This window comes from Allobosea sp. 10L422 (assembly GCF_056395345.1).
This window is the reverse complement of record NZ_JBFTJI010000006.1, coordinates 95,875-116,711: the sequence shown is the minus strand read 5'-3', so window position 1 is coordinate 116,711 and position 20,837 is coordinate 95,875. Positions and strand designations below refer to the sequence as shown.

The 20,837-nt window shown below is 66.0% G+C and carries 19 protein-coding genes; 8 read left to right on the top strand and 11 right to left on the bottom strand.

What is annotated here, in order from left to right:
• Positions 1 to 74: 74 nt before the first annotated feature.
• The 4 genes from AC1DEZ_RS13980 to AC1DEZ_RS13965 are packed head-to-tail and all read right to left on the bottom strand — an operon-like array spanning position 75 to position 3,823.
• The gene (locus tag AC1DEZ_RS13980) at positions 75 to 671 is read right to left on the bottom strand and encodes an ABC-type transport auxiliary lipoprotein family protein (protein WP_476779823.1); all 597 of its coding nucleotides are present in this window, start codon (positions 669 to 671) and stop codon (positions 75 to 77) included.
• Between the two features lie 3 nt (positions 672 to 674).
• Positions 675 to 1,817: an MlaD family protein gene (locus AC1DEZ_RS13975; protein ID WP_441511088.1), complete on the bottom strand. Its 1,143-nt coding sequence runs from the start codon at positions 1,815 to 1,817 to the stop codon at positions 675 to 677.
• Between the two features lie 3 nt (positions 1,818 to 1,820).
• Entirely contained in the window at positions 1,821 to 2,675 is an 855-nt protein-coding gene (locus AC1DEZ_RS13970) for an ABC transporter ATP-binding protein (RefSeq protein WP_441511087.1), read from the bottom strand.
• Positions 2,676 to 2,677: 2 nt separating this feature from the next.
• Entirely contained in the window at positions 2,678 to 3,823 is a 1,146-nt protein-coding gene (locus tag AC1DEZ_RS13965; RefSeq protein WP_441511086.1) for an MlaE family lipid ABC transporter permease subunit, read from the bottom strand.
• A gap of 307 nt (positions 3,824 to 4,130) precedes the next feature.
• Here AC1DEZ_RS13965 and AC1DEZ_RS13960 point away from each other — a divergent pair, with 307 nt between their 5' ends.
• Positions 4,131 to 4,994 carry a hypothetical protein gene (locus tag AC1DEZ_RS13960; RefSeq protein ID WP_441511085.1) on the top strand — a complete coding sequence of 288 codons (864 nt, stop codon included), beginning with the start codon at positions 4,131 to 4,133 and terminating at the stop codon, positions 4,992 to 4,994.
• 34 nt (positions 4,995 to 5,028) lie between these two features.
• Here AC1DEZ_RS13960 and AC1DEZ_RS13955 read toward each other — a convergent pair whose 3' ends face one another.
• The 3 genes from AC1DEZ_RS13955 to AC1DEZ_RS13945 all read right to left on the bottom strand — a co-directional run bounded on the left by AC1DEZ_RS13955 (position 5,029) and on the right by AC1DEZ_RS13945 (position 7,874).
• The gene (locus AC1DEZ_RS13955) at positions 5,029 to 5,904 is read right to left on the bottom strand and encodes an ABC transporter permease (protein WP_441511084.1); all 876 of its coding nucleotides are present in this window, start codon (positions 5,902 to 5,904) and stop codon (positions 5,029 to 5,031) included.
• The gene (locus tag AC1DEZ_RS13950) at positions 5,901 to 6,722 is read right to left on the bottom strand and encodes an ABC transporter ATP-binding protein (protein WP_441511083.1); all 822 of its coding nucleotides are present in this window, start codon (positions 6,720 to 6,722) and stop codon (positions 5,901 to 5,903) included. Before AC1DEZ_RS13950 ends, AC1DEZ_RS13955 begins: the two co-directional genes overlap by 4 nt.
• Positions 6,723 to 6,842: 120 nt before the next feature.
• Positions 6,843 to 7,874 (bottom strand): ABC transporter substrate-binding protein, encoded by a 1,032-nt coding sequence (locus tag AC1DEZ_RS13945; protein ID WP_441511082.1) that lies wholly within the window; start codon positions 7,872 to 7,874, stop codon positions 6,843 to 6,845.
• Positions 7,875 to 8,024: 150 nt separating this feature from the next.
• Here AC1DEZ_RS13945 and AC1DEZ_RS13940 point away from each other — a divergent pair, with 150 nt between their 5' ends.
• On the top strand, positions 8,025 to 8,825 hold the full coding sequence (locus AC1DEZ_RS13940) for a creatininase family protein (protein WP_441511081.1): 801 nt from the start codon (positions 8,025 to 8,027) through the stop codon (positions 8,823 to 8,825).
• A 3-nt stretch (positions 8,826 to 8,828) separates the two neighbouring features.
• Here the strand turns inward: AC1DEZ_RS13940 and soxR are convergent, their stop codons facing one another.
• Positions 8,829 to 9,284, bottom strand: coding sequence for a redox-sensitive transcriptional activator SoxR (gene soxR, locus AC1DEZ_RS13935; protein ID WP_441511080.1), 456 nt, complete (start codon positions 9,282 to 9,284; stop codon positions 8,829 to 8,831).
• A 76-nt stretch (positions 9,285 to 9,360) separates the two neighbouring features.
• Between soxR and AC1DEZ_RS13930 the strand changes: the two genes are divergently transcribed.
• Both AC1DEZ_RS13930 and AC1DEZ_RS13925 read left to right on the top strand, forming a co-directional pair.
• Positions 9,361 to 9,954, top strand: a complete 594-nt coding sequence (locus tag AC1DEZ_RS13930; RefSeq protein WP_441511079.1) for an NADPH-dependent FMN reductase — start codon at positions 9,361 to 9,363, stop codon at positions 9,952 to 9,954.
• 263 nt (positions 9,955 to 10,217) lie between these two features.
• The gene (locus AC1DEZ_RS13925) at positions 10,218 to 10,982 is read left to right on the top strand and encodes an MBL fold metallo-hydrolase (RefSeq protein WP_441511078.1); all 765 of its coding nucleotides are present in this window, start codon (positions 10,218 to 10,220) and stop codon (positions 10,980 to 10,982) included.
• 103 nt (positions 10,983 to 11,085) lie between these two features.
• Here the strand turns inward: AC1DEZ_RS13925 and AC1DEZ_RS13920 are convergent, their stop codons facing one another.
• The 3 genes from AC1DEZ_RS13920 to otnK all read right to left on the bottom strand — a co-directional run bounded on the left by AC1DEZ_RS13920 (position 11,086) and on the right by otnK (position 15,371).
• Entirely contained in the window at positions 11,086 to 12,615 is a 1,530-nt protein-coding gene (locus AC1DEZ_RS13920; protein WP_441511077.1) for a malonate--CoA ligase, read from the bottom strand.
• Between the two features lie 29 nt (positions 12,616 to 12,644).
• Entirely contained in the window at positions 12,645 to 13,979 is a 1,335-nt protein-coding gene (locus tag AC1DEZ_RS13915) for a malonyl-CoA decarboxylase (RefSeq protein WP_441511076.1), read from the bottom strand.
• A 105-nt stretch (positions 13,980 to 14,084) separates the two neighbouring features.
• Positions 14,085 to 15,371 (bottom strand): 3-oxo-tetronate kinase, encoded by a 1,287-nt coding sequence (gene otnK, locus AC1DEZ_RS13910; RefSeq protein WP_476779822.1) that lies wholly within the window; start codon positions 15,369 to 15,371, stop codon positions 14,085 to 14,087.
• 283 nt (positions 15,372 to 15,654) lie between these two features.
• Here otnK and AC1DEZ_RS13905 point away from each other — a divergent pair, with 283 nt between their 5' ends.
• From AC1DEZ_RS13905 to AC1DEZ_RS13890, 4 genes are read left to right on the top strand one after another with little or no spacing between them, the layout of a single operon-like run.
• Complete coding sequence (locus AC1DEZ_RS13905; protein ID WP_441511074.1) at positions 15,655 to 17,160, top strand: ABC transporter substrate-binding protein; 1,506 nt, start codon at positions 15,655 to 15,657, stop codon at positions 17,158 to 17,160.
• Between the two features lie 27 nt (positions 17,161 to 17,187).
• Positions 17,188 to 18,132 (top strand): ABC transporter permease, encoded by a 945-nt coding sequence (locus AC1DEZ_RS13900; protein WP_441511073.1) that lies wholly within the window; start codon positions 17,188 to 17,190, stop codon positions 18,130 to 18,132.
• Positions 18,132 to 19,013, top strand: a complete 882-nt coding sequence (locus AC1DEZ_RS13895) for an ABC transporter permease (RefSeq protein WP_441511072.1) — start codon at positions 18,132 to 18,134, stop codon at positions 19,011 to 19,013. Before AC1DEZ_RS13900 ends, AC1DEZ_RS13895 begins: the two co-directional genes overlap by 1 nt.
• Before the next feature lie 17 nt (positions 19,014 to 19,030).
• Positions 19,031 to 20,830: a gamma-glutamyltransferase family protein gene (locus AC1DEZ_RS13890; RefSeq protein WP_441511071.1), complete on the top strand. Its 1,800-nt coding sequence runs from the start codon at positions 19,031 to 19,033 to the stop codon at positions 20,828 to 20,830.
• The last annotated feature ends 7 nt before the right edge of the window (positions 20,831 to 20,837 follow it).

Sequence of the window (20,837 nt, the reverse complement as noted above, 5' to 3'; positions counted from 1 at the left end):
TTGGACGCATTTTCTTCACGCGAACCGAGGCCACTTCGCTCGAAAATGCTCAGGCCGATGCCGGCCGGGCAGGCTCAGCGCGCCCAGCGCACGATCTCGATCAGAACCTGCGACAGCGCCCGGTCGAGCGCCTGCGCGGCTCCCGCCCCGTCGACAGAGCTGGCCGGCACGCGGGCCGAGAACAGGCGCGCGCGCTGGATTTTGCCGCTCTGATCGCCAACGATCCGGGCGGTGATCTCGACCACCGCCATCCCGGTCGCAGCGTCGATGTTGAAGCTGCGGATGTTGGTGTTGAGCTGCACATCCGGCTGGATGCGCTGGCCTGGCGCCGAAACGGAGCCGATGCGGCTGGCATTCTCGAAGGTCTGGATAAGCCTCGCCTGCACCAGCGCGGGGATGCGATCGGCCCACTGAGCTCCGCCGACGAAGGAAAGGGCCCCGCCCGAATCCCTGACGATGACCCGATCGGAATCGAGCGCCTGCACCGTGGTCGGCTCGGCTACCACCATCACGGCGCGCGAGCCGCCGACCTTGCCGAAGCCGCTCGGTGCCGAGAGGTCGAACGTCGTCGGTGTCGGACCGCTGCAGCCTGCAAGCATGGCGCCGGTGACCAGCAGGAGGGCCGTGAGGCGAGCCTTCGTCGCCGGGAAGAGCGCTGCCTCGATCGTCATCGCTTAGCGGGATCCATTGTATTGCGGGAGCGGCGGCTTGCCGCCGAGGATGAGCTGCTGCGGATTGCGCTCGAAATTGCGCAATGTCCGGTTGATTTCGGTCAGGGTTTTCTTGCCGTCCGAGGCCAAGGCTTCGACATCCCGCAGCCCCGGCCCGGTGAAGCGGTTGATACCGGCGGTGATCTCGGCCGTGCGCTTGTCGAGATTGTCGGCGAGCACGCGCATCGATTTGGCGGCGTCGGCGACCTCCTGGAACGCGCTGCGGCCTTCCCCGCCGGCGCCGGCGTTGAGGAAGCCCTGCGCCGCCTTCAACACGCCCTCGACCTGGTCGGCCGCCTTGTCGAGCTTGGCCGAGATCGAGGCGGCATCCTTGACCACCTTCGCAACGTCGGCGCTCGAACCGCCGAGCGCGCCCGTGAATTTGTCGACGTTCTCGATGATGGCCGCAACCTTCTGCCGATCGACCGAGCGCACCACCCCGGTCAGCTCCTCGCTCAGAGTCTGAAGCCGTTGCGAGAGGGGTTGAATCGTCTCGGCGATGTTGCTGAAGCCGGCCATCAGCTTGTCGAGACCGTCGGAGTTCTTGCCCAGCGCCTCCGAGAACTTCTCGACATTGCGGACGGTGTTATTGAGCGGACCGGCGTTCTGCTTGATCAGCCCGTCGAGCGAGGTGAGCATCGTGTCGGCCTTCTGCGCGACGTTGCGCACGGTCTCGATGATGTCCTGCAGTTCGGAACGCTCGGCGATGATCGTCGGCATCGGCTCGCCGGGCTTGGCGGTCAGCACCGGGGCGTCCGGGGCACCGCCGATCAGTTGGAGCGCGACCACACCGGCCAGGCCCTGCGCCTCGATGCGGGCGCGGGTATCCTCGCGCAGCGGCGTCGTGCTGGCGACCTGAATGACGGCGTAGATGCGGCGCGGATCGTCCGGCTGAAGCTCGATGCTGGTGACCTCGCCGACGCGCAATCCGTTGAACAGCACGCTCGAACCGCGGCCTAGGCCGGTCACGGTGCCGGTGAAGATGACGCGCACGCTCTCCCTGCGCCCGGCCGCGCCACTGTTGAACCAGTAGACGAAGCCGAACGCCGCGGCCAGGACCGCGAGCGTGAAGAGACCGACGAGTGCGTAGTTGGCGCGCGATTCCATGCCCTAGCCGTTTCGTTCCCGTTCCCCGGCCGGCAGCCGGGCCATGGCGCGCTCGCCACCGAAATACGCCTTAAGCCACGGATGATCCGACGCCAGCATCGTCGCCAGCGGGCCAACCGCGATCACCTTCTTGTCCGCAAGCGCGGCGATTCGGTCACAGGCATGATACAGGCTGTCGAGATCATGGGTCACCATGAAGACGGTCAGCCCGAGAGTCTTCTTCAGGGTCATGATGAGGTCGTCGAACTCCGCCGCGCCGATGGGGTCCAGCCCCGATGTCGGTTCGTCGAGGAATACGATCTCCGGGTCGAGCGCAAGCGCCCGGGCGAGCGCTGCGCGCTTGATCATGCCGCCCGACAGCTCCGAGGGAACCTTGTCCGCCGCATCGAGCGGCAATCCCACGAGATCGAGCTTCACCATCGCCAGCTCTTCGAGCAGGTGAGGTGAAAGATGCAGATATTCGCGCATCGGCACCTGGATGTTCTGCTTCACCGTCAGCGCCGAGAACAGCGCGCCCTGCTGGAACATCACGCCCGAGCGGCGCTCCACCACGCGCCGCTGTTGCGGCGTCAGCGTATCGACGTTCTCGCCGAAGACTTCGATGGTTCCGCGCGCCTTCTGGACCAAGCCGAGGATCGTGCGCGTCAGCACCGACTTGCCCTGCCCCGAGCCGCCGACGAAGCCCAGGATCTCGCCGCGCAGCACGTCGAGATCGAGGCCGTCCATGATGACCTTCTCACCGAAGGCAACCTTGAGATTGCGCACCCGGATGACCGCTTCGGGCTCCCCCGCCTTCGGGTTTTCCGCCGATGAAACGGGTTGCGGCGCAGGAGCCGGAGATCTGTCGGGGAAAGCCATCGTCAGAACTCGATCGACGCGAAGAACATGGCAAAGAGGCCGTCGACGACGATGACCATGAAGATCGCCTTCACCACCGAAGCCGTGACCTGGCGTCCGAGCGACTCCGCCGAGCCCTGAACCGCCAAGCCCTCGATCGAGGCGATCAGCCCGATGACGAAGGCCATGAACGGCGCCTTGATCAGCCCGACGGCGAAATGCTTCCAGGTGATGACCGATTGCAGCCGGGCGAGGAAGGTATCGACCCCGATGCCGCCATAGAGCCAGGCGACGAGGCCGGCGCCGACAAGGCCCGCCATGGCCGAGATGAAGGTCAGGATCGGCAGCGAGATGATCAGAGCGAGAATACGCGGCACGACCAGAACTTCGATCGGATCGAGGCCCATGACACGCAGAGCATCGATCTCCTCGCGCATCTTCATCGAGCCGATCTCGGCGGTGAAGGCCGAGCCCGAGCGGCCCGCGATCATGATTGAGGTCAGGAGCACGGCGAGCTCGCGCAGGATTAGGATGCCGGTCAGGTTGACGACGAAAGCCGCGGCGCCGAACTGCTGAAGCTGAAAGATGCCCTGCTGCGCGACGATGCACCCGACAAGGAACGAGATCAGCATGATGATCGGCGCGCCGTTGAAGGCGATCAGCTCGATCTGGTTGACGAGGGACGGCCCACGGAACTTGCGCGGACCGAGAACGACGCCAATGGAGCCAACCACGACCTCGCCGAGGAACATGGCGCCGCCGACCATGTCGCGGCCGAAGCGCACGACCGCTTCCCCGATATCGACGAGGATGTCGACCACCCGGAAATGTCGCTGCGACGCCTGCAGGTCCGCGTCATGGACATGGACCTCCGCAAGCAGGATGGCATGCTCGGGCTTGTCGCTGACGATATCGACAGCCGCGCCCTCCCTCTCCTGCCGCTCCTTCAAGCGATTGAGGACATAGGCACCGAGCGTGTCGAGACGACTGACGCCGGAAAGATCGAGCCGCACATGCCGCGCCTGCCGCAGATCCTCGCCGATCTCGGCGATCAGCTTTTCGATGCGCGGCGCACGGTCGGCGCTCCAGGAACCGGCAAGCGCCACCGAGACCGTCCCGGCATCGGAGCGGATGATCGTCTGCGGTTCGGCGGTATCAACGCTCGCCATGTCGCTATGACGTCCCTCGCCCTGCCCAGGGCAGCCTCGCGGCTGCGCAACACCAGTCTCTCGCGTCGAAATCGACCCCTTAAGCTCTGTATTGCCGCGACCAAGGCACTTGGCAAGCATAGGGCAATGCCCAACGCACTTCCGCCGGCAAACGTTGCCGAAGGGCCATAGAATCGGCCTTTTTCGCAAGCGTCTCGCTGACGCCGGCGCCGGAAGCAGCAATTTCTTAAACAATCGTGGAGCAGCCTCGCTTTTGGAAAATCCCGACGGCCGTTGATTCGGCCGGTTGATCGAAGGCAGAATGGTCATGGGCGAACCGCGCTCGCTGACACCGCTGAGCCAGGCCGACTACGAGGCAATCGAAGCCGCGGTCATGGAGACGTCGCGCGGCCGTTGGTTCATGACGGAATACGCCAAGCGCAACCGCCAGGCCGATACGCTCCAGCTCCTCGGTGCAATTCACCGGATCGAGCGGGTCGTCGGGCTCGGCGTGCAGGAGACCAGCCGCGAAACGAACCTGATCGAAGCCGCTGCCCTGATCAGCGATCTGCGCAGCGACCTGGAACGCGTGAGCGGCAAGCCGGACATCCGCTCGTCCGGGCTCGCGGCCCGGATCGAACAGGCAGCCGGCACCGTCCTGTCCGCCACCGAAAGCATCCAGGAGGCGGCCTGGAGCCTGCGCGAGGCGGGCGCCGAGGAAGGGCTCTGCGACAAGCTGGATCAGCACTCTGCCGAGATATCGACCGCGATCGCCGTCGTCGACGGGCTCGTCCAGCGCATCGACAAGATCTCCGACACCATCGCCATGCTGGATTCAAGCCTGCGCGCCTTCGGCGAGGTTTCGCGAGAGCCGAGCACCAGCTTCGAGATCATGGCCGCGGCGGCCGAGGGGAGCATGGCCACCGCGCCGTCCCCGCCGGCGATCCGTCGCGAGTATCGCGACGCAAGCGCCGCCGCGGCAGACGAGCCGCCAGCCCCGTACCAGCTCAACGACCAGGCCGCACCGGAGACGCGCATGGGAACCGTGCATCTCCTCGACGACGACCTCACCTTCGAGGAACCAGTTGCCGCCTCGCCCGAGCCGCAGCGCGTCGCCGCCGGCTATTCGGAGGCCGGCCTGCGCGAGATCGACGCGCTGCAGGCCGATCGCAAGCTCGCTTATTTCGTCTGAAGCGTAGGCGAGGCCACTCCCCGCCAGGTCAGCGTCAGTTCTCGCGCCTGATCGCGCTCTCGTGCCAGCGATGCAGCAGCAGATGGGAGACCAGGCTCGTCGCCAGGAAGATCGCGATGCCCGACAGCGAGATCATCACCAGCGCGGCGAAGACGCGCGGGATCTTGAGCTGATAGCCGGCCTCCAGGATGCGATAGGCGAGGCCCGAGGCGCTGCCGCCCGTGCCTGCGACGAACTCCGCCACCACCGCGCCGATCAGCGCGAGTCCGCCCGAGATCTTCAGCCCCGCCAGGAAATAGGGCAGAGCCGCCGGCAATTTGAGGTAGCGCATCGTCTGCCAGCGCGAGGCGCCGTAGAGCTCGAACAGGTTGACGAGGTTATGGTCGGCCGAATTCAGCCCGAGGATGGTGTTCGACAGGATCGGGAAGAAGGCGACGATCCAGGCGCAGATCAGCAGCGACAAGTCGATATCATTGGCCCAGATGATGATCAGCGGGGCGATGGCGACGATCGGCGTGACCTGCAGGATGACGGCATAGGGCAGCAGCGCCATCTCCAGCCATTTCGACTGGCTGAACAGCACGGCAAGCGTCACGCCGACGACGATGGCCGCCGCCAGCGCCATGAAGGTGATCTTCAGTGTCACCCAGAGCGAGCCGGAGAGCGTGCCCCAATCGGCAACCAGCGTTTGGCCGACCAGGATCGGCCCGGGCAGGACATAAGACGGGATTTCGTTCCAGCGGACGGCAAATTCCCAGAGCGCCAGCACGATCACGCCGATCGCGAGCGGAGCGAGGATGCGCGGCCAGACACCGGCCGGCAGGCCGAGAATGCGGGCTTCGGCCGCAGCGACGGGCAGCGCCTGCGCGTCGGTGCCGTCCGACGCCAGCGTTTCGACGGGCGCGCTCATCGGCCGATCGCCTCCTTGAGCTTGGTGGAGGCGACGCGGCAGAGATGGGCGTATTCGCCGGAGGTCCGGAACAGCTCGTCGCGCGGATAGTCGGCCTCGACGGAGAGGTCGGCCATGACCCGGCCGGGCCTGGCCGCCATCACCACGATCCGCTGCGAGAGATAGACCGACTCGAACACCGAATGGGTGACGAAGACGGCGGTGAAGCGCTCGCGCCACCACAGCTCCAGCAGGTCGTCGTTGAGGCGGTGGCGGGTGATCTCGTCAAGCGCAGCGAAGGGCTCGTCCATCAGCAGGATCTTCGGGCGCATCACCAGCGCGCGGGCGATCGAGACGCGCATCTTCATGCCGCCCGAGAGTTCGCGCGGATAGGACTTTTCGAAGCCTTTGAGGCCGACCAGGGCCAGCATCTGCGCCGCGCGCGCCTCGGCCTCGGCCCGTGGCACGCACTTGAGCTTGAGCGGCAGCATGACGTTGGCGAGGGCATTCGCCCAGGGCATCAGCGTCGGGTCCTGAAAGACGAAGCCGAGATCGCGCGCACCATGGCCGGAGCTGCCCTGCGCGGCGCCCGCCTCGCCCGGCCAGGTGATCGTGCCGGAGGTCGGCGCGCCGAGGCCCGCGATCATGCGCAGCAGCGTCGATTTCCCGCAGCCGGAGGGGCCGAGCAGGCTGACGAACTGCCCTGCCCCGAGTTCGATGTCCACATCGTGGACAGCGAGCGTGCCGTTGGCGAAGCGCTTCGAGACGTGCCGGACCGCCACCAGCGGGTTGCCGGTGGTCTCTTTGCCTGCGGGTGTGCTTAGATAGGCCGTGTCCAAAGCCTGATGATCCAATCTGCGAAATGCCGTCATTCTCGGGCGAAGCGCAGACCCGAGAAGCTCATGAAGAGAAGGCGCTGGTTTCCGAGATGCTCGGGTCGAGCCCGAGCATGACGCGCCCTATGCCTTGCCGATGCCCTTGTTCACGAAGGCAAGGCTGTAGGCCTTCTTGACGTCGACGCCGGCCGGGATCACCCCAGCCTCGGTCATCGTCTTGGCGAAGCTCGCCCAGCGCGCATCGGTCATGGCGCCGATGCCGAGCGTCAGCGCGTCGCCGGAGAGCACGATGCCACGTTCGTTCATCACCTTGAGAGCGTAGTCGATCTTCTCCTGATCCATGTCGGGATTGTCCTTGAGGATCCGGGCATTGGCAGCGGCGATGTTGGGGCCGCCTTTCATGTATTCCGCCCAGCCCTCGAGCGTCGCGTCGACGAAACGCTGCACCAGCTCCTTCTTCTCCTCGGCCATCTTCCGGGAGATCGTGATGGTGGTGTTGTAGTTCTCGAAGCCGGCATCGGCGAGGAGATGGACGACCGGCTCGACGCCCGCCTTGCGGATGACGAAGGGCTCGGAGGACAGGAAGCCCTGCTGCGAGACCTTCTTGTCGGCCAGGAACGGCGCCATGTTGAAGGTGTAGGGGCGGATCTGCTCGTCGCGATAGCCGAACTTGAGCTTCAGGAACGGCCAGAACCCGACGCGCGCCTGCGCGCCGATCAGGATCGGCTTGTCCTTGAGGTCGGCGAGGGTGTCGTTGCCCTGGCCGGGATGCGAGATCAGGACCTGCGGGTCCTTCTGGAAGATCGAGGCGATGCAGAGGAACGGCAGGTTCTCCTGCGCGAAGCTGAGCGCCTCCAGCGAATTGCCCATGATCATGTCGACGCGGCCGCCGAGCAGGAGCTGCGTCGGGTTCTGCTGCGGGCCGCCGGGGCGAATATCGACGTCGATGCCGTACTTCTTGTAGATCCCGTTGGTCGCGGCCAGGTAGAAGCCGCCATGCTCGGTCTGGGCCCGCCAGTTGGTCTGGTAGCTGACTTTGTCGAGCGTCTGTGCGCTGACGCGAGCGCCCGGCACGGGGATGAGCAGGGATGCGGTCGAACCGCCGATCAGCCCGAGCGCTGCGCGCCGGTTCACGCGATATTTCATCGTCGCCATTTCGATATCTCCCCTGCGCCTGCCGCCGGCCGACTACTGGCCCGTCTGCTTATCCCATGCGATAGGACGGCGGGACAATGCAACGCCGTGCCGCCCGCTTTCTGCACAGAAACCAGGCAACCCAGCCGGCTCCTGACAGGCCTGTTCATCATGACCGCACGTTTCTGGGGCGACCTGAAGAGTTCCGATTTCGCCGCGCTCTCGCCCGAAAGCGCCGTGGCAGTGTTGCCGCTGGCGGCGATCGAGCAGCATGGCCCGCATCTGCCGGTCTCGGTCGACACCACCGTCATGAACGCCATGCTTGCCGAGGCGATGCCGCTGGTGCCGGCCGATCTCGACGTGCTCGTCCTGCCTACTCAGGCGGTCTGCAAGTCGAACGAGCATCTGCATTCGCCGGGGACGCTGACGATCGGCTGGGAAAGCGCGATCCGCTCCTGGATCGAGATCGGCGAGAGCGTGAAACGCGCCGGCTTCCGCAAGCTCGTGCTGATCACCTCCCATGGCGGCAATGTCGATCCCATGAAGATCGTCGCGCGGGAGCTGCGTGTCGGCCACGGCATGCTTGCCGTCTGCACCGCCTGGATGTCCTTCGGCCTGCCGGAAGGCATCTTCGACGAACTCGACACCCGCCATGGCATCCATGGCGGCGACGTCGAGACTTCGCTGATGCGGCATTTCCGGCCGGACCTCGTCGACATGAGCAAGGCCGCACTCTTCAAACCGCATACCGTGACCATGGCCGAAGAGGGTTACACGCATCTGCGGCCGACCGGGCCGCATGCCTTCGCCTGGATGGCGCAGGATGTGAACCGCTCCGGCGCCGTTGGCGACGCCAGCCTCGCAACGGCGGAGAAGGGCAAGGCCACCGCGGCACTGCAGGCGAAAGGCTTCGTCCAGCTGATGGCCGATGTCGCGCGGATGCCGCTCGATACGCTCTACAAGGCGGGCTGAACGTCAATCCGGATCGAGGAGGCGCGGACCCGGCCCTTCCTCGCCCAGCCGGTCGAGCGGATTGTGCAGCGGGCAATCGCGCACCGAGAGACAGCCGCAGCCGATGCAGCCGTTGAGATGATCGCGCAACCGCGTCAGCCGGTCGATGCGACGCTCCAGTTCCTCTTTCCAGGCGGACGACAGCCGCGTCCAGTCCGCGACGGTCGGCGTGCGCTCCTGCGGCAGAGCCCTGAAGGCCTCACGGATGGTCTTCAGCGGCATGCCGGCGCGTTGCGCCACCTTGATAATCGCGACCCGGCGCAGCACCTCGCGTGGATAGCGGCGCTGGTTGCCGGGCGCGCGATGGCTGCGGATCAGTCCCTCCGCCTCATAGAAATGTAGCGCCGAGACGGCGAGGCCGCTGCGGCGGGCGACATCACCGACGCTGAGCTCGCCGGGCAAACGCGCCTGCTGGGACATGGAACAAGCCTCTTGACCTTAACCTTAGTTGAGGTTCTATAAGCCCTGCTCCCGTGATGCAAACCGGAGCGTTTCCATGCACCAGAAGGTCGATACACGGATCAGGCTCGCCCTGATCTACGGCAGCAGCCGCGAAGGCCGCTTCTGCGACAAGGTCGCCGGCTGGGCGGTCTCCCAGATCCAGGGCGACGGCCCGTTCGATCTTGCCGTCGTCGACCCCGGCGAGATCGTCCTGCCGCCACGCCATGTCAGCGGCAAGCACCCTGCCCTGGAAGAGCTCAGGCAGATCATCGGCTGGGCCGACGGCTTCGTCGTGGTGACGCCCGAATACAACCGCGGCTATCCGGCGATCCTGAAGTTCCTGATCGACGCGGTCGGGCCGGAATGGCGGGGCAAGCCGGTCGGCTTCGTCTCCTATGGCGGCATCTCGGGGGGCCTGCGCGCCGTCGAGCAGTTGCGTCTCGTCTTCGGCGAGTTGCATGCCGCGCCGATCCGCGACGGCGTCGCCTTCGCCGATGTCTGGTCTCGCTTCGACGCGGAGGGGCAGTTGCTCGACGCCGACCGTGCCGAACAGGCGATGGCGACGATGCTGGCGCAGTTGCATTGGTGGGCGAACGCGCTGCGCAAGGCGCGCGAGAGCGTACCCTACGGCCAGTTCGCGGCGGCGTGAGAGGCTTCCCGATCACGCCAGCCCTCGTCCTGAGGAGCCGCGAAGCGGCGTCTCGAAGGATGCCCCAGATATCTCCAGCACCTCCCTGAGCATCCTTCGAGACGCCATTTCTAACGAAATGGCTCCTCAGGATGAGGGCTGGAGGCATTCTCCAACGGGCGCCGATACGTCACGCGAACGTGGGAACCGCTTCACAAATCCGAACTGGTCTCCTCGTGGTGGGATGCGGAACAATGCCCCTCCTTGATGAGGAGCCGACGGATATGAAGCTCAAACTTCTCCGCAACGCGACGCTGAAACTCGATTATGGCGGCAGGACCTTCCTGATCGACCCCGATTTCGGCCCGCGCCACAGCCGCCGCTCCTTCACCGGGCGTTCGCAGAACCCGATGGTCGACCTGCCCGAACCGATCGAAGACATCATCGCCGGCGTCGACACGGTGATCGTCTCGCATCTCCATGCCGATCATTTCGACGAGGTCGCCAAGCAGCGCGTTCCGAAGAACCTGCCGGTCATCTGCCAGCCCGGCGACGAGGCGGCGATCGCGCAGGCGGGCTTCTCCTCCATCACCGCGATCGACTGCTTCGTCCGGCTCGGGCCGATCGTGCTCAAACGGCATCCGGCCCAGCATGGCACCGGCGCCGTCGCCGAGACGATGGGCCACGTCATGGGTCTGAGCTTCGAGGCGCCGGGCGAGCCGACCATCTACTGGTGCGGCGACAGCGTGCTCTACCCGCCGCTGCGCGACGCGGTGGCAGCAACCGGCCCGGACATCATCGTCACGCATTCCTGCGGCGCGATGTGGGACAACACGCTGATCGTGATGGACGACACGCAGACGCTCGACCTCGCCGAGGCCTTCGCGCTGGCGACGGTGATCGCGACGCATATGGAAGCGCTCGACCACGCCACGGTGACGCGGGCCGCCTTGCGGAAGGCAGCGAAGGAACGCGGCGTGGACATGCAGCGCCTGCGTATTCCCGCCGATGGCGAGACGATCGAACTCGGCGTGCCGGCGATGGTGTGACCCGACTGCGTCAACCGTCATGCTCGGGCTTGACCCGAGCATCTTCTGAACGAGATTCTCGGGTCGAAGCTTCCATTCGCCCGAGAATGACGGAGCGAGCCGCCTACTCGCCGGCCTTCAGCTGCCTGGCGTAGATGTCCTTGTACTGCTCGCGCAGCAGGTTCTTCTGGACCTTGCCCATGGTGTTGCGCGGCAACTCGGCAACGACGAAGACCTGCTTGGGCTGCTTGAACTTCGCGAGCCGCTGCTCCAACGCCTTGGCGATGCCCTTTGCGGTGATCTCGGCGCCCGGCTTGGCGACGACGACGGCCGTGACGCCCTCCCCGAAATCGGGATGCGGCACGCCGATGACGGCGCTCTCGATCACGCCCGGCATCTCGTCGATCTCGGTTTCGACTTCCTTGGGATAGACRTTGTAGCCGCCGGTGATGATCAGGTCCTTGCCGCGYCCGACGATATGGACRTAGCCGGCGGGATCGATCTTGCCGAGATCGCCGGTGATGAAGAAGCCATCCGGCCGGAACTCGGCCTTGGTCTTCTCCGGGTTGCGCCAGTAGCCCTTGAAGACGTTGGGTCCCTTGACCTCGATCATGCCGATCTCGTCGCGGGCGAGTTCCTTGGCCGTTTCGGGATCGGTGACGCGCGCCGAGACCCCCGGCAGCGGGAAGCCGACCGTGCCGGCCACCCGATCGCCCTCATAAGGGTTSGAGGTGTTCATGTTGGTCTCGGTCATGCCGTAGCGCTCGAGGATGGCGTGGCCGGTGCGGTCGCGCCATTCGCGGTGCGTCTCGGCCAGCAGCGGCGCCGAGCCGGAGACGAAGAGGCGCATATGCTTCGTCGCTTCCTTCGTCAGTCGCTGATCCTGCAAGAGCCGGACATAGAAGGTCGGCACGCCCATCATGCTCGTCGCCTGCGGCAGGTATTTGAAGACCTGATCCGGATCGAATTTCGGCAGCAGGATCATCGAGGCGCCGGCGAAGAGGATCACATTCGTTGCGACGAAGAGGCCGTGCGTGTGGAAGATCGGCAAAGCGTGGAGCAGCACATCGCCCTTGCCGAAGCACCAGTAATCGACCAGCGCCAGCGCATTGGACGACAGGTTGTCGTGGCTGAGCATCGCGCCCTTGGAGCGCCCGGTCGTGCCGGAGGTGTAAAGGATCGCGGCGAGGTCGTCCGGCCCGCGCGCGACATCGGCGAAGTCGCCCGAAGCGGCATTGGCCTTGTCGAGCAGGCTGCCGTTGCCGACGCCGAGCGTCTCCAGCTTGGCGCCGGCCTTTTCGGCATAGGGACGCAGCGCTTCGGCCTTGGCGGGATCGCAGACGAAGACGGCCGGCTCGGCATCGCCCAGGAAATACTCGATCTCGGCCGGGGTATAGGCGGTGTTGAGCGGCAGGAAGATCGCGCCGGCCCGGACGGTGCCGAGATAGAGCATCAGCGCCTCGAAGCTCTTCTCGACCTGCACCGCGACGCGGTCACCCGGCTTCACGCCGAGCCCGACGAGAGCGTTGGCGAAGCGGGCGGAGACGGCGAGCATGTCGCCATAGGTGAAGCGCCTGCCGTCATCGAGCTCGGCGAAGGGCGCATCCGGCGCCGGCATGCGCGAGCGGATGAGGTCAAACAGGTGATTGCCCATGATTTCGGGTCCTTTCAGGCGTTTCCGTCTTAATTTGCCGCCGGGCGCAGCAGCTTGCGCACGCCGGAGGAGGCCACGACCGTGTTGCGGGTGGCGAAGGCCTCGTGATTGGTCTCGATATCGTCGAGGTCGTAGCGGTAGTTGACCATCACGCCATGCGATTCGCGCAGGCCCCGCGCCGAGAGATTGCCGCCGACATTGATCCGCTCCAGCCTGGCGCCATTGCCGAGATGAAAGCGCGCGACCGGGTCGATGACCCGGCCTGAACTCGTGCGCGCCCTCAGCATGTATTCCGCCGTCATCTGGCCGAGCAGCTTGTCGCGACGCGCCTTCGTCGCATCGTCGAGCGAGATGGTCTCGCCGCCGGGCCGGGCAAGCTCGGAGCGCTCCTCATTGGTGAGAGCGATTTCGCCGGGCTCGGCAGCGACACCGGCGAGCCAGCGCCCGAAGCCGGGCACCGGCGAGAGCGTGACGAAGGTGTCGAGCCCCGGCAGCTCGCGCTTCAGATCCTCCGCCACCTGCTTGATCAGGAAATTGCCGAAGGAGATGCCGCGCAGCCCCTCCTGACAGTTCGAGATCGAATAGAACACCGCGGTCGTCGCCTCCTGCGCCGCCAACACCTCGCGCTCCGGGCTCAGCACCTCGCCGATGCTGCGCGGTATCTCGGTGGTGAGGGCGACCTCGACGAAGATCAACGGCTCGTCGACCAGCTGGGGATGGAAGAAGGCGAAGCAACGCCGGTCCGCCGGCTCCAGCCGGCGCCGGAGATCGTCCCAGCCCTGGATCTCGTGGACCGCCTCGTAGCGGATGATCTTCTCCAGCACATTCGCCGGGGTGCGCCAGTCGATGCGGCGCAGAACGAGGAAGCCTCGGTTGAACCAGGAGCCGAAGAGATGGCGGAAATCGTCGTCGACCGCCTTGAGATCGGCCTGCGTCTCAATCGCCTCGAACAGCGCTTCGCGCATTCGCACGAGCACGGGCGTGCCTTCCGGCGCGAGATTGAGGCGGCGCAGCAGCTCCTGCCGACGCGGCTCCGCAGCAAGATGCAGCGCCGAGGTGGCTGCCGCATCGGGTTTGGCGCGATAGGTCTCGATCGCCTTGTCGAGCCGGGCGTGATCCGGCCCGAAACGCTCCTGCAGCAGATTGAAGAAAGCAAGGCGGCCCGGCTTGTCGAGCCGCTGCCAGGCTTCGAGCACCGCCTGCGCCAGCGCCATCCCGGAGGCCTCCCCCCGGCCGGAGAGCAGATCCTCGCAGAGCCGGTCGATAGGCCGGGCGCGATTGCCGAGGAAGCGCTCGAAACCGATCAGGGCGCGGCCACGATCGGCCACGCTCGTCAGAAGTTCGCCGAGAAACGCCATATCCATGCGGGCTCCCAGTTCGACCCGGCGTCGACTTTCCCGAAAACCGGAAGCCGCTTTCCGGGTCGATGCCCTGATCCTATACGAGATTCAGCGCAGGCAAATCGGGCATCAGCGCAACAGGTTCCAGGCTTTCAGGAAGAAATCCGGGGTGCCGAAATTGCCGGACTTGAGCGCCACGACCATGTCCGGCCCGTCGACCACGCGCGTCCAGGGCACGCCGGGGTCGATTTCCGGGCCGATCTCCAGCGTGCGGATGCCGAGGCCCAGCACGGTCGCACCCGAGGTCTCGCCGCCCGCGACGAGAAGCCGCGTCACGCCGCCCTCCGAGAGGCGCCGCGCCAGCTCAGCGAAGGCGTGCTCGACGATGCTGCCGGCCTTTTCGCGGCCCAGCCTGTCCTGCACGGCGGAGACTTCGGCCGGGTCGTCGCTGGAATAGACGAGGAAAGGCTTGTCCTGCGCCTGAGCCAACGCCCAGGCAGCGAGCCCGGCTGCATCCTGGCTGCCCGCGGCCAACGCCAGCGGATCGACCTTGAGCGCCGGATATCCAGCTTCCAGCGCCGCCTTGATCTGGCCGCGCGTCGCCGTCGAGCAGCTGCCCGAGATGATGCCGGCGCGGCCGGCCGGCGCCTGCAACTCCTGCGGGCCCGGGCGCTCCGGCAGCAGGCCGGCGCGGCGGAAATTCTGCGGCAGGCCCATCGCGATGCCGGAACCTCCGGTCAACAGGACATGCTCGGATACAGCGTGGCCGAGCGTCATCAGGTCCTCGTTGGTGAGGGCGTCGGTGACGGCATAGCGGACGCCGTCGGCCTGCAGCTTGGCGAGGCGCGCCTTCACTGCGGCGGGGCCTGCCAGCACGGCCGTGTAGTCGACGAGGCCGACTTCGGTCATGGCCTGCGCCGCCATCAGCCGCATCAGATTCGAATCCCGCATCGGCGTCAGCGGGTGGTCCTTCATCGAGCTCTCGTGCAGCGGCATGGCGCCGACGAAGAGATAGCCCTGATAGATCGAGCGGCCGTTCGCCGGGAAGGCCGGGCAGACGATGGCAAGCTTCGCACCGAGGCGCTCGGCAAGGGCATTCGCCACCGGGCCGATATTGCCTTCGGCCGTGGAATCGAAGGTCGAGCAGTATTTGAACAGGATCTGGCGCGCGCCGCCCTTCAGCAGCGCCTCGCAGGCGGCGAGCGAATCAGCGACGGCCTCGGCCACCGGATTGGTCCGCGACTTCAGCGCGACGACGACCGCATCGGCTTCCGGCAGCGTGCTGCCGGCCGGCGGCACCCCGATGACCTGCACGGTCCGCATGCCCGCCCGGTTCAGCATCAGCGCGACATCGGTCGCGCCGGTCATGTCATCGGCAATCACGCCCAGCAGCATACGGTCCTCTCCCTCAGCCATCCGCCTTGGTTCTTCACGCCAGTTCTAGCGGCCGATGCGCGGCGAGGCGACCGCCATCACCGCATCCGGCGGTTCCCCTGAAGACATGCGTTCCGGCTTTGCCCGCTCGGCATCCAGCCCTGCCTTTCGATGAGGCAGAGCTGCCCGCGAATTGATGCGGCGCATGATCGACGGCCCCGCCATTCTGAGTCAGGTTGGTGCCATGAGGAACGAATTCGGCGCGGCGGCATTTGCCGGCATCGCCGGGTGCGTCTTCCCAAAACCATCAAAAACGGGGGAAAGCATGAAGCTATTGAAGGTCGCCGTCTCTGCCGCCGCTCTCGCGCTCGCCACCTTGCCGGCGCTCGCGCAGACGCCCTCGACCCTGCGCATCGGGCTGCAGGAAGACCCCGACATGCTCGATCCGCACAAGGCGCGCACCTTCGTCGGCCGCATCGTCTTCATGGGCCTGTGCGACAGGCTCGTCGACATCACGCCGGAGCTGAAGCTGGTGCCACGGCTGGCGACGGAATGGAACTTCTCCGCCGACGGGCTGACGCTGACCATGAAGCTGCGCAGCGATGCGAAGTTCCACGACGGCGAGCCCTTCAACGCGGAAGCTGCCAAGGCCAATCTCGAGCGCGCGATGACCTTGCCGGATTCGCTGCGCAAATCGGAACTGGCCTCGGTCGACAAGGTCGAGGCGCCGGACGCCACGACGCTGTTGCTGAAGCTGAAGCGGCCCGACGCCACGCTGCTGTCGCAGCTGACCGACCGTGCCGGCATGATGCTTTCGCCCAAAAGCCTCTCCGGCGACGTCACCGCGAAGCCGGTCTGCTCCGGCCCCTACAAGTTCGTCGAGCGCGTCCAGAACGACCGCATCGTCCTGGAAAAATTTCGGGAGCATTGGGAGGCGGACAAGTACAATTTCGACCGCATTCTCTACCGCTCGATCCCGGACACGACAGTCCGCCTCGCCAATCTGCGCTCGGGCGAGCTCGACATGCTGGAACGTCTTGCGCCGACCGATGTGAAATCGGCTCAATCAGACAAATCGCTCAAGGTCATGAGCATGGCCAATCTCGGCTATCAGGGCATCACCATCAACACCAACAATGGCGAGGCCGCGAAACAGCCGATGGGGCAGGACAAGCGCGTGCGTCAGGCGCTGTCGCTTGCCATCGATCGCAAGGTGCTGAGCCAGGTCGTGTTCGAGGGGCTCTATGAGCCGATGAACCAGCCGTTCAACCCGGGTAATTTCTACATCAGCGCCGACCTTCCGGTTCCGGCTCGCGACGTCGCCAAGGCCAAAGCCCTGCTCAAGGAAGCCGGACAGCCCAAGGTCTCGGCAGAGCTCTTCGTCACCAACAACCCCGTCGACGCCCAGCTCGGCCAGGTCATCCAGGCGATGGCGCAGGAAGCCGGCATCGACATCCAGATTCGCTCGACCGAGTTCGCCAGTCAGTTGCGCGACCAGCAGCAGGGCAAGTTCCAGATGAGCCGGATCGGCTGGTCCGGCCGCATCGACCCAGACGGCAACATCCATCCCTTCGTCACCACGGGCGGCGGCCAGAACGACGGAAAATACTCCAATCCGGAGGTCGACCGCCTGCTGAACCAGGCCCGCACCGTCTATGAGCCAGCCGAGCGCAAGAAGCTCTACGACGCCGCGCAGAAGATCCTGCAGGACGATCTGCCGATCATCTATCTCTATAACCAGACGGTATTCTTCGCGCTGCGCTCCAACCTGCAGGGCTTCGTGATCAACCCGGACGGGATGATCCGGCTTGCCGGGCTGAAGCGCTCGTGACGGCGCTCATGCCGTGAGGAGTGGCCCATGGCCACGCTCATCATTCGCCGCTTCTTCATCGCGATACCGACGTTGTTCCTGGTATCGCTCTTCGTCTTTGCCTTGCAGCGCGCGCTGCCGGGCGACCCCTTCCTCGTCATCGCAGGCGAGGAGCGCGACCCGGAGGTGATCGCGCGGCTGCGCGAGATCTACCGCATGGACGATCCCATCTTCGTCCAGTTCTTCGCCTGGCTCGGACAAGTGGTCCAGGGCGATTTCGGCCGCTCTTTGCGCACGGGCGAGCCGGTGCTCGGGCTGATCCTGCAGAAGCTGCCGGTGACGATCCAGCTCGCCACCGCCTCGATCCTCGTCGCGATCTCGATCGGCATCCCGATCGGGATCCTGGCGGCGCGGCGCAAGGGCACGATCGTCGACTACTCCGCCAGCGCAGTCGCGCTGTCAGGGCTGTCGATCCCGAATTTCTGGTTCGGGATCATGCTGATCCTGCTGGTGTCGGTGCACCTGAAATGGCTGCCGGCCTCGGGCTATGAATCGATCTTCGTCCACCCCTGGGAGGCGATCCAGCGGCTGATCATGCCCGCCTTCGTGCTCGGCAACGGGCTCGCCGCCTTCCTGATGCGCCATACCCGCTCGGCGATGCTGGAGGTGTTGCGCTCGGACTATGTCCGCACCGCCCGCGCCAAGGGGCTCGACGAGGATACGGTGGTGCATCGCCACGCGCTGCGCAACGCGCTGGTGCCGATCATCACGCTGACGACCCTGCTCTTCGGCGAGTTGCTGGCGGGCGCGGTGCTGACCGAACAGGTCTTTACCATCCCCGGCTTCGGCAAGCTCATCGTCGATGCCGTGTTCAACCGTGACTACGGCGTGGTGCAGGGCGTGGTGCTGTGCACGGCCATCGGCTTCATCCTGATGAACCTCTTGGCCGATATCCTCTACATCCTCGTCAATCCGCGCCTGAGGTCCGGCTGATGGCATCGCTCGATTCCATTTCCGCCGCAGGCTCTGCGAGCGGCGTCACGGCACGTCCGGGCGTGCTCGCCCGGCTCGTCCGCAACAAGTCTGCGCTGATCGGCGGCGGGCTCGTTCTGATCTTCGTGCTGATGGCGGTGTTCGCGCCGATCCTACCGCTGGCCGACCCGTTCAAGTCCAACTTCCTCGCCATCCGCAAGCCGCCCTCGGAGCTCTACTGGTTCGGTACCGACGAGCTGGGGCGCGATCAGGTCTCGCGGCTGTTCTTCGGCGCGCGGGCCTCGCTGCTCGCCGGCATCGTCTCGGTGCTGATCGCGGTGGCGGTCGGCCTGCCCTTCGGAATGTTGGCGGGCTGGTATGGCGGCTGGACCGATATCGTGATCTCCCGCGTCACCGAGGCGCTTCTCGCCTGCCCCTTCCTGATCCTCGCCATCGCCTTCGCCGCCGTGCTCGGTCCGTCGCTGACCAATGCGATGATCGCGATCGGGCTTGCGGCTGTGCCGATCTTCATCCGGCTGGTGCGCGGCCAGGTGATGAGCGTGAAGATGGAGGATTTCGTCGAAGGCGCCCGCGCGGTCGGCGCGCGGGACGCGAGGCTGATGTTCCGCCATGTGCTGCCCAACACCCTGTCCCCCATCGTGGTGCAGTCGACTTTGTTCATGGCGCAGGCGATCATCCTGGAAGCCGCCCTCTCCTTCCTCGGCCTCGGCCAGCAGCCGCCGTCGCCGTCCTGGGGTCAGATGCTCAACGTCGCCAAGAACTTCATGGAGCAGGCGCCGTGGATGTCGGTGGCGCCGGGCGTCTGCATCTTCCTTGCCGTGCTCGGCTTCAACCTCCTCGGCGACGGCCTGCGCGACGCGCTCGATCCGAAAGAAAACTAGGCTTCAGGGATACGCCCATGTTCACAACCCGCCCCGAAATCCTCGGCACTTTCGGTGTCGTCACCTCGACGCACTGGCTCGCCACCGCCTCCGGCATGGCGATGCTGGAGAAGGGCGGCAACGCCTTCGATGCCTGCGCCGCCGCCGCCTTCGTGCTGCAGGTGGTCGAGCCCCATCTCGTCGGCCCGGCCGGCGACATGCCGGCCGTGTTCTATTCGGCTGAAACCCAGAAGGTCGAGACGCTCTGCGCGCAAGGACCTGCCCCGCAGGCGGCGACAATCGCCGCCTACAAGGCGCTCGGCCTCGACCTGATCCCCGGTTCCGGTCTGCTCGCGACCGTGATCCCCGGCGCCTTCGGCGGCTGGATGACGCTGCTGCGCGACCACGGCCGGCTCAAGCTGCGCGAGGTTCTGGAGCCGGCCATCGGCTATTTCGAGAACGGGCATCCGATGCTGCCGCGCGTCTCGGATTCGATCCGGGAACTCACCGACCTCTTCACCAATGAATGGTCGAGCTCGGGAGCCGTCTATCTGCCCGGCGGCAATGTGCCGGAGGCGCGCAAGCTCTTCGCCAACAAGGCGGCAGCCGCGACCTACAAGCGCATCCTGAGCGAGGCGGAGGCCGCAGGCTCCGACCGGCAGGAGCAGATCCAGGCGGCCTATGATTCCTGGTACAAGGGCTTCGTCGCGGAGGCGATGGACCGCTTCTGCCGCACCACCGAAGTCATGGATTCCTCGGGCCGCCGCAACAAGGGCCTGCTGACCGCGCAGGACATGGCAAACTGGCAGCCGACCTACGAGACGCCGACCTCCGTGACCTATCACGACTGGGAGGTCTTCAAGATCGGGCCGTGGGGTCAGGGTCCGGCCTTCCTCCAGACGCTGAAGATCCTTGAAGGCATCGACCTTGCCGGAATGGGGCCGGCGAGCCCCGAATTCGTCCACCATGTCGTCGAGGCGATGAAGCTCGCCTTCGCCGATCGCGAGGCCTATTACGGCGACCCGGATTTCGTGAAGGTCCCGCTCGATACCCTGCTATCGGCCGACTATGCCGCCGCGCGGCGCAGCCTGATCAGCGAGCGCGCCTCGCTGGAGCTGCGCCCCGGCATCGTACCCGGTTACGAGGCGCAGGTCGCGCATGCGCTGAAGGCGCTCGGCGCGATCGCCCAGCCGGGACAGGGCGGCGCCAGCGTCGGCGAGCCGACCATGGCCTCGATGGTCGCGGCCGGGCGCAAGGGCGACACCGTCCATATCGACGTCATCGACAAATGGGGCAACATGATCGCGGCGACGCCCTCCGGTGGCTGGCTGCAATCCTCGCCGGTCATCCCGGAACTCGGCTTCCCGCTCAACTCGCGCGCGCAGATGTTCTGGCTGGACGAGGGCCTGCCCTCCTCGCTGGCGCCGGGCAAGCGTCCGCGCACGACGCTGACCCCGTCGATCGCCTTCGAGAAGGGGCAGCCCCGCCTTGCCTTCGGCACGCCGGGCGGCGACCAGCAGGAACAATGGCAGCTCGGCCTCTTCCTGCGGCGGGTCCATCACGGCCTCAACCTGCAGGAGGCGATCGATCTCCCGCTGTTCCACACGCAGCATTTCCCCTCCTCGTTCTACCCGCGCAGCTCGCGGCCGGGCCACATGATGATCGAGGAGAGCATCGGTGCGGCCGCGCTCGCCGAGCTGGAGCGCCGCGGCCACGCCATCGAAAAGGCGCCGGCCTGGACCGTGGGGCGTCTCACCGCGGCGGAACGCAGCGCCGACGGGCTCTTGCGCGCCGCAGCAACGCCGCGTCTGATGCAGGCCTACGCCGCCGGCCGCTGAGGAACTA